The sequence below is a fragment of the Tateyamaria pelophila genome (assembly GCF_019966495.1).
Lineage (GTDB): Bacteria > Pseudomonadota > Alphaproteobacteria > Rhodobacterales > Rhodobacteraceae > Tateyamaria > Tateyamaria pelophila.
Genome location: NZ_JAIMIA010000154.1, coordinates 1 through 9,032, shown reverse-complemented (window position 1 = coordinate 9,032; position 9,032 = coordinate 1). Strand labels below are relative to the sequence as shown.

Here is a 9,032-nt window from a genome sequence, read left to right as displayed (position 1 = left end):
CCGCCGCGCCTTCGGCCATGCGACGAACTGAATCGCAGGCACAAAAATCGTCAGGTCAATTCAGGCGCACAAGTATATCTGGTTTCTTGCGCGGCCTGATCGTTTCCGAAACGAAACGGTTGGTGCCTTCCGGGCCGCTGCAACTCTCCGAAATGTCGGAATCGCGCGTATGCCGGATTGGAATACAGATGTATGCAGGCCAAGACACTCATGCCCACGACACCTGCGGAGAGCAACATGGCCTACAAGACAGATATCGAAATCGCCCGCGAGGCGAACAAGCTGCCGATCCAGGAGATCGGGGCCAAACTGGGCATCGACAGCAAGGACCTGCTTCCTTACGGCCATGACAAGGCCAAGGTCAGCCAGTCGTTCATCAACTCGGTACAGGATCGCGACAACGGCAAGCTGATCCTTGTCACGGCCATCAACCCGACCCCGGCCGGCGAAGGCAAGACCACGACCACCGTGGGTCTGGGCGACGGGTTGAACCGCATCGGCAAGAACGCTTGTGTGTGTATCCGTGAAGCGTCGTTGGGTCCGAACTTTGGCATGAAGGGCGGGGCCGCGGGTGGTGGCTATGCCCAGATCGTGCCGATGGAAGAGATGAACCTGCATTTCACCGGCGATTTCCATGCCATCACCTCGGCGCATTCGCTGCTGTCGGCGATGATCGACAACCATATTTACTGGGGCAATGAGCTTGAGATCGACACGCGTCGCGTTGTCTGGCGCCGGGTTGTGGATATGAACGACCGTGCGCTGCGTCAGATCACGGCGTCTTTGGGCGGGGTGGCCAATGGTTTTCCGCGCGAGGCGGGTTTTGACATCACGGTGGCGTCCGAGGTGATGGCGATCCTGTGTCTGGCCAATAACCTGCAGGATCTGCAAAAGCGTCTGGGTGATATGATTGTTGCCTATCGCCGGGACCGCAGCCCTGTTTTTGCTCGTGACATCAAGGCGGATGGCGCGATGACGGTGCTGCTCAAGGATGCGATGCAGCCCAATATCGTGCAGACGTTGGAGAACAACCCCGCCTTTGTGCATGGTGGTCCGTTCGCCAACATTGCGCATGGGTGCAACTCGGTCATTGCCACCACGACAGCCCTGAAATTGGCGGATTATGTGGTGACCGAAGCGGGCTTTGGTGCGGACCTCGGTGCCGAAAAGTTCATGAACATCAAGTGCCGCAAGGCGGGGCTTGCCCCATCCGTTGTCGTCTGTGTGGCCACGGTGCGCGCGATGAAGATGAACGGGGGCGTGGCCAAGGCGGACCTCGGGGCCGAGAACGTAGAGGCCGTGAAGGCGGGCTGCCCGAACCTTGGTCGCCACATCGAGAACCTCAAGAGCTTTGGCGTGCCGGTTGTCGTGGCCATCAACCACTTTGTCACCGATACCGATGCCGAAGTGCAGGCGGTCAAGGACTTTGTGGCCGAGCAAGGGGCGGAGGCGATCCTGTCACGGCATTGGGAACTGGGGTCCGAAGGCTCTGCCGATCTGGCAACCAAGGTTGCGGAACTGGCGGATGCGGACACTGCGAACTTCTCGCCAATCTATCCCGACGAGATGCCACTGGCCGAAAAAATCCAGACCATTGCCAAGCGCATCTACCGTGCGGACGAGGCGCTGATGGATCAGAAGATTCGCGACCAGCTGAAGCTGTGGGAAGAGCAGGGCTATGGCAATTTGCCGGTTTGTATGGCGAAAACGCAATATAGCTTTTCCACCGATCCAACTTTGCGCGGCGCGCCCACTGGCTTCTCTGTGCCGGTGCGCGAAGTGCGCCTGTCGGCGGGCGCCGGTTTTGTCGTGGCGGTTTGCGGTGAGATCATGACGATGCCGGGCCTGCCGCGCGTGCCGTCGGCCGAGAACATTCACCTGAATGACCAAGGCCAGATCGAAGGCTTGTTCTAAGGGTCGGCCGATCCAGAACTCAGACCCGCAGCCCTGTCACATCTGTTGCCCGGGCTGCGGATATTGTGGCGGTTTTGGCCGCTTGGCACGCTGGGTGCCGCCACGCTGCAGGAGCCGCGAATGTTCAGATGGATGGCGTTTTTGGGGGCTTTGTTCCTTTCGACGGTTGCCTCTGCCAGTGACCGCTACGAAGGGTATTACTACCCCGAAATCACCTCGACCGAAGAATTCAGCCGATTGATCCGTGAGGCACCGCCTGCGGACAAGGGCGTGCGGGTCGCGTTTGTCACGAACCTGACCGCGTCCCAGCTCGCCGCACCGGAAAGCCCGCGTTTCGTCTTTTTTGCCAAGGGCGACGATGCGAAACACCTGATCATCATCGCCTTGGATGATGACGTGTTTTCAACGCTGTACCGTGCGCGCGCCGTGTTGGCGCAGATGACGTCCAACATGCGCAACAACGACTTTTTCCGCGAACAGGATTTGCAATTCGTTGCGACTTTTTACGACTTTTTGCAGTTCATGGATTTTGACACGCTGGTGATCAGTGATGGCGAAACCTGGGCGCATGAAGTCACATTCACCGATGGTTAGGAGACAGATGACATGACCGCGACACTCATTGACGGCAAGGAATTTGCGGCGCGCGTGCGCGGGCAGGTGGCAGAGCACGTGGCCCGTTTGACTGCGGATCACGGCATCAAACCCGGCCTTGCCGTGGTGCTGGTGGGCGAAGACCCGGCCAGCCAGGTCTATGTCCGCTCGAAGGGAAAGATGACCGTCGAAGTTGGCATGAACAGCGTTGAGCACAAGCTGGATGTGGACACGTCCGAGGCGGATTTGCTGGCGCTGATTGCGAAATTGAACGCCGATCCCGCGATCCACGGCATTTTGGTGCAACTGCCACTGCCCGGCCATCTGGACGAGGATCTGGTCATCAATTCCATCGACCCGGCCAAGGACGTGGACGGGTTCCATATTTCGAACGTGGGTCTGTTGGGCACCGGCCAGAAATCCATGGTACCTTGCACGCCGCTGGGCTGTCTGATGATGCTGCGCGACCATCACGGGTCGCTCTCTGGCATGGATGCGGTTGTGATCGGGCGTTCCAACATCGTGGGCAAGCCGATGGCACAGTTGTTGCTGGGCGACAGCTGTACTGTGACCATTGCCCATTCGCGGACCAGGGATTTGCCGGATGTTGTCCGCCGGGCGGACATCGTCGTCGCGGCTGTTGGCCGTGCGCAGATGGTGCCCGGCGATTGGATCAAACCGGGTGCGACAGTCATCGACGTCGGCATCAACCGCATTGATGCCCCGGAGAAGGGTGCGGGGAAAACGCGCCTTGTCGGGGATGTGGACTTTGACAGTTGCGCCGCTGTTGCCGGTGCGATCACACCGGTGCCTGGCGGTGTCGGTCCCATGACAATCGCCTGTCTTCTGGCCAATACGGTCACGGCCTGCTGTCGGGCGAATGGGTTGGCGGAACCCGAAGGGCTGACCGCCTGAGCCTAGCGCGGCATCGGGATCTGCATGGGATTGGGCCCGGTCAGGATGGCGTGGGCGTCGGTCCGCATCAGATCGGTCAGCGCAGCATCATGGCTGCGCAGGCCGCCGGTATAGGTGCCATAGGCAGGCATGATCAGGCGGTCCTGATCGAAGAGGAAGGCCCGACGGGTGATGGCCCGGCTGCGCAAGTGCAGCGTGGCCTTGGGGTGATAATGGCCTGAAATTTCGCCGCTGGCAGTGGGTTGCGTGATGTGACGGAAGGTCAAAGGCGGGTGCACCATGTCGGCCAGGTGGGTGCCGCCAAACTCGATGGGGCCGGGATCATGGTTGCCTTCGATCCAGACCCAGCGGCGCCCGGCCTGCAAGCGCGTAATCCACAGCCGTTCGTCTTCGGACAATGACCGGGCGGCAGCAAGATCATCAAAGCTGTCGCCGAGGCAGATGACCGTGCGGGCCCCGGTTGCGTCGAGATCGCCGGACAGGCGGGTCAGGGTGTCGCGGGTCTCGTAAGGCGGCAGCTGGCTCCCGCCGCGCCGTGCGATCCGTTCGGATTTGCCCAGATGCAGGTCGGAGACACAGAGCAACGCCTGCGCAGGCCAGTAGAGCGCACCGGAGCCGAGCGCTTGCAGATGGGTTCCCGTGAATGTGAAGTCATACGTGTTCATGTTTTGTGCTTATCTGGTCAGGTGAGGGGAGCGCCAGTGCAAAATGTCGGGGGCGCACCAAGGGTGCGCCTTACGGGCGTAAGGCGGTGCCATGCCCCGCCATCGTCGGGTCAGAACGGGACGCGCCAGTCGCGTTTGGGCGAGGCGGGCGCAAGGCCCGCCGTCGCCATCAGCCGTTCCGCCTCTGCCGCGAGCAGTTTTTCCTCGGCGAGCCCTTTGACGGGCACACGGCCCACTTCGAGGAAGAGCGGAGCCGCAAGCGGTGTCACGCGGTCAAGCTCGATCAAATCGATGCGGCCCTCGACTCGCCTGGCCATTTCCTCGATCCGGCCAAAGTCTACGAGGCCGCGCATGGCCTCTTGTCGTGTGATGTCGAGCATCAGGTGGTCGGGGTCATATTTGGCCAGCGTGTCATAGAGGATGTCCGAGGAAAACGTCGCCTGTCGCCCGGATTTGCGGGCGGATGGGGAGTTTCGCTCGATGAGCCCCGCGATGGTGGCCGAGGCGCGGAAGGTGCGTTTCATCACCGCGTTGCCCGCAAGCCAGCGGTCCAGCCCGTCCCGGAGCGCGTCGATCTCGAAAAGGGGGGCGGGGTCGCGGATAGGGTCCAGACCCCAGATCAGCGTGGCGTAGTCCGTGGCCAGGAAGCCCAGCGGATTGAGGCCGGTTTCCTCCATCCGTTTGGTCAACAAGAGGCCCAGCGTCTGCATCGCGTTGCGACCCGCGAATCCATACACAGCCGTATGCACGCGGCCATCATGCGGAAAGCTTTCGATCAGCAAACGGCCCGGTTCAGGCAGGCGGCTGACTTTGCGTTGCAGCGTTAACCATTCGGAGGTGTGGCGCGGCAGGTCAGGCCAGCTGTCGTGCTGGAACATCTCGATGATACGGTGAGACAATTGGGTGGACGTGGCGAATTTGGTGCCCATGAAGGTTGCGATTTTCGGCTTTTTGGAAGCGTCGCGGGTGACCTGCACCGTCAGTTCCCGCAAGCTGTCATAGCGCACGATCTGGCCGCCGATGAGGAACGTGTCGCCGGGCGTGAGGGTGGCGGCAAAACCTTCTTCGATCTCGCCCAGCGGTTTGCCGCCGCGGCCCTTGTAGCGCACCTTGAGCGTATCGGTGCCCTGAATGGTGCCGATGTTCATACGGATGCGTTGGGTGCTGCGCGGGTCGCGCAACTGCCATTTGCCATCCGGGCGCTGTTGCAGACGTTGCCATTGGTCATAGGCGCGCAGCGCATAGCCGCCTGTGGCGCAGAAATCGAGGCACGCGTCGAATTCGGGGCGGGTCAGCGCGCTGTAGGCCCCTGCCGTCGTGACTTCGGCATAGAGCGCGTCGGCGTCGAAGGGGCCTGCGGCGGCGGTGATCAGGATGTGCTGGCAGAGCACGTCGCGGGGACCGGGCCCGCGCGGGTCGCCATCGAGCGCGTCGGCCTTGACAGCCTCCAGTGCGGCGATGCATTCGACGACCTCGAAGCGATTGGCAGGGACGAGCAGCGCCTTGGACGGCGCGTTATAGCGGTGATTGGCGCGGCCGATCCGCTGGACCAGTCGTTTGACGTTCTTTGGCGCGCCGATCTGGATCACCAGATCCACGTCCCCCCAGTCGATGCCCAGATCGAGCGAGCCTGTGCAGACGATCGCCTTCAATTGGCCGCCCACCATGGCCTGCTCAACCCGTTCGCGTTGCTGGCGGTCGAGGCTGCCGTGGTGGATGCCGATGGGCAGTTGGTCTTCGTTGGCGAGCCAGATGTTATGAAAGTAAAGTTCGGCCTGAGCGCGGGTGTTGTGGAAAATGAGGGTTGTGTTGTGTTTCTTGACCTCCTCCAGAACCGCCGGGATCGCGTATTTTGCGCCGCCGCCGGACCATGGCGGCGCCTCGTCCGTGACCAGCATCCGGATATCCGGCGCGGGGCCGGGATCGGCGAGGATCACCGGGCAAGGGTCGGGGTGTTTGGCCAGAAGATGGGCGATGGCGTTTGGGTCTTCGACGGTGGCCGAGAGGCCCACGCGCCGGAGGGTAGGGCAGAGGGTTTGCAGGCGCGCAAGAGCCAGAAAGAGTTGATCCCCGCGTTTGCTTTCGGCCAGTGCGTGAATCTCATCCACGATGACCCGCTGGAGCCCTGCAAACATCCGGGGCGCATCCTCGTAACTGGTGAGCAGGGCAAGGCTTTCGGGCGTCGTGAGCAGGATATGCGGCGGGTCGGCGCGCTGCCGCTTCTTTTTGGTTTGGGAGGTATCGCCCGTGCGATCCTCGATCCGGATCGGCAGACCCATTTCCTCGACCGGTGTGCGCAGGTTGCGTTTGATGTCGGCGGCCAACGCTTTGAGGGGGGAGATATAGAGTGTGTGCAGACCGTCATGTTGACCCTCCGCCAATTCGACCAATGTGGGCAGGAAGCCTGCGAGCGTCTTGCCGCCACCCGTGGGCGCGATCAACAGCAAGGATGGATCGGCCGCCCTGTCCAACATGTCCTGTTGGTGCGGGTGGATCGACCAGCCTCTGCGCGCGAACCAGTTGTGAAATCGTGTCGGGAGTGCCGTCATGAAGATGAATGTAGCGGATGGCAGGGGCGGGGCCAGCCCCGAAATGCGCAAACATGGGGGGCGGACGCGGGCATTGGTACGTTGGGGGCCAGCCCCCAACCCCCGGAGTTTATCCGGCAAGATGAAGGGCCGGATTTCGGGATCTCGGGGAGGGGATCGGACCCGCCGAAGTGCTGTGCAATGGGGCGGGTCGTTTCGCTCCGAGGACGTTCGTCACCCGCGTGGGGAGAAGTTGCGCATCGCTGTCTGTATCGCCGTTGGCAGTGTTGTATCTGCTCCGTCGGGGGCTGCATCAAGGGCTGCTGCGACGTCCGTTGCGTAGCCGTGTGTGGCAAGTTCGATGCGGTCAAACCCGGATGCCGACCCGTTCTGACACGAAGATGACTGGATCAGGGTCAGCAGCTTATCCTGATCGAGGCCCGCGACATCTGCCCAGTCCAGAACCAGACGGGTCATGGCCGTATGTGAGGCGGCCAGCATGTTTTTAAGCACCTTGGCTTGCATGCCCGCGCCGTATTCGCCCATGTGGTGGAAATGCGTTCCCATCAGGGCCAGCAACGGTATCGCGTCGTCGACGTCGTTTTTGTCTCCCCCGAGCATGAAGTTGAGCGCGCGGTTTTCGGCGACGGCCTGTGCGCCGGACATCGGGGCGTCAATCAGCGTGATGTGGTCCGGGACCCGGGCGCGCAGCGTTTTGACATAGCGCGGTGACAGAGTCGAACAGATGAAGATACGCCGGAGTTTGGGGGCGGTGCGGATCAGGTTTTGCGTTCCAAACAGGAGACTGTCGGTTTCGGTGGCGTCGCGCACGACGCTGAACACGGTTTCAAGCCGGGGCGCGAAGCCCATCACATTGTCGGTGATATGCGGACTGGCCTTTTGGATCACGTCAAAGCCGATGGCATTTGCGCCCCCGTCACGCAAAGCCTCCAGCATCGGTGCGCCCATGCGCCCGCAACCTGCAACCCCGATCATTTGACGATATGCTCGTTTTTGACAAACATGTTGGCCCAGGCGCGGTCAATCAGGTCTGGTCTCATTTGCAGCGGTATCCCTTCGAAATTGCAGATCGCGACCATCTGATCGATCAGGAAGTTTGGTTGATAGTTGGCATAGACATTGTCGATGGTCGGGTATTTCTCCTTGAGCAGGTGAACGAGCGACGCCTCGTCCAGGGCCATGCCTTTCTTGCGGGCCACCATGGCAAATATTTTCAGGAAGTTGGCCTGACTTGGCCCGTCGATCTTGATCTTGAAAAAGATCCGCCGGAGGGCTGCGGTGTCGAAGATTTCGTTGGGATGGAAATTGGTGGAGAAGATCACCAGCGTGTCAAAGGGCACTTCAAACTTTTCGCCCGATTGCAGCGCGAGGATATCCTTGCTTTCCTCCAGAGGGACGATCCAGCGGTTCACGAGGCTTTGTGGCGGTTCGGCCTGACGCCCGAGATCGTCGACGATGAAGATGCCCCCGGTGGATTTGAGCTGAAGCGGGGCCTGATAGGTACGTGCGTTTGGGTTATAGACCAGATCCAGCATGTTGAGGTTCAACTCGCCCCCGGTGATCACGGTGGGCCGTTCGCATTTCACATAGCGTTGATCATATTTGGTGATGCGGCGCAGGGCGGTTGGGTCCTGCGCCTCTTCGCAGGCCAGAACGTGCACGATGGGATCATAGACGGTGATCACCTGACCGGCATATTCAATGGCGCGCGGGACATAGACCTGATCGCCAAGCGCGTCGCGGATCCCGTTGGAGATCGAGGATTTACCATTTCCGGGCGGGCCATACATCAAGACCGACCGGCCTGCGCTGACGGCGGGCCCGAGTTGATCCAATAGGTCGTCTGGCAGCACGAGGTGCCCCATCGCCTTGATCAGTTGGGCGCGGGTCACCAGGATGTTTCGGATCGATTGTCGTTTCACCTGTTCGCGGTAAACATCGAGCGGAACGGGCATGGCGCCGTAATATTCCGACTGCGCCAGGGCGTCGAGCGCGCGGGCCTTGCCCAGATCGGTCAGTTGGTAGCCCATCTCGTTGCCATTGTTGGCATTGAGCGTTCCGGTCGCTTCGACCAGCCGCTGGTCGCGACACATGTCGACCAATTCCTGTACCACGGGGATGGGCAGGCACATCGTCGCCGCCAGTTCCGAGACTTGCTCGATGGTTTTTCGGAACATGGTCTTGAGCGTGATGTCGCGCATCATGACGACGGGCACCTGCATGTCCAGCAGCCGTTTCGGCGCGGGTGGCGAGATCACATCGGACGTGTGCATGTTCATGGATAAAGCCTCGGGAATTTGCGCCGTTATGCAGATATTTATACTCGTGCGCCTGAATTGACCTGAGGTTTTCCCCTCAAATCACTTTGTATTCTTTGAGCGATACGACGCGGAAG

Annotated in this window: 7 protein-coding genes; 3 read left to right on the top strand and 4 right to left on the bottom strand. The window is 61.0% G+C overall.

Going from position 1 to position 9,032, the window contains the following annotated elements:
- The first annotated feature begins 237 nt into the window (after positions 1-237).
- From LC354_RS24575 to folD, 3 genes are all read left to right on the top strand, one after another.
- Complete coding sequence (locus tag LC354_RS24575; RefSeq protein ID WP_223428610.1) at positions 238-1,914, top strand: formate--tetrahydrofolate ligase; 1,677 nt, start codon at positions 238-240, stop codon at positions 1,912-1,914.
- A 120-nt stretch (positions 1,915-2,034) separates the two neighbouring features.
- Positions 2,035-2,508, top strand: coding sequence for a hypothetical protein (locus LC354_RS24570; RefSeq protein ID WP_223428609.1), 474 nt, complete (start codon positions 2,035-2,037; stop codon positions 2,506-2,508).
- A gap of 12 nt (positions 2,509-2,520) precedes the next feature.
- Positions 2,521-3,423, top strand: coding sequence for a bifunctional methylenetetrahydrofolate dehydrogenase/methenyltetrahydrofolate cyclohydrolase FolD (gene folD / locus LC354_RS24565; RefSeq protein ID WP_223428608.1), 903 nt, complete (start codon positions 2,521-2,523; stop codon positions 3,421-3,423).
- A 2-nt stretch (positions 3,424-3,425) separates the two neighbouring features.
- Here folD and pdeM read toward each other — a convergent pair whose 3' ends face one another.
- The 4 genes from pdeM to LC354_RS24545 all read right to left on the bottom strand — a co-directional run bounded on the left by pdeM (position 3,426) and on the right by LC354_RS24545 (position 8,916).
- Positions 3,426-4,088, bottom strand: coding sequence for a ligase-associated DNA damage response endonuclease PdeM (pdeM, locus tag LC354_RS24560; RefSeq protein ID WP_223428607.1), 663 nt, complete (start codon positions 4,086-4,088; stop codon positions 3,426-3,428).
- A gap of 110 nt (positions 4,089-4,198) precedes the next feature.
- Positions 4,199-6,637: a ligase-associated DNA damage response DEXH box helicase gene (locus LC354_RS24555; protein ID WP_223428611.1), complete on the bottom strand. Its 2,439-nt coding sequence runs from the start codon at positions 6,635-6,637 to the stop codon at positions 4,199-4,201.
- A 213-nt stretch (positions 6,638-6,850) separates the two neighbouring features.
- Complete coding sequence (locus LC354_RS24550; RefSeq protein WP_223428606.1) at positions 6,851-7,612, bottom strand: NAD(P)-binding domain-containing protein; 762 nt, start codon at positions 7,610-7,612, stop codon at positions 6,851-6,853.
- The gene (locus LC354_RS24545) at positions 7,609-8,916 is read right to left on the bottom strand and encodes a P-loop NTPase family protein (RefSeq protein ID WP_223428605.1); all 1,308 of its coding nucleotides are present in this window, start codon (positions 8,914-8,916) and stop codon (positions 7,609-7,611) included. The genes LC354_RS24550 and LC354_RS24545 overlap by 4 nt, the downstream gene beginning before the upstream one ends.
- Positions 8,917-9,032: the final 116 nt, after the last annotated feature.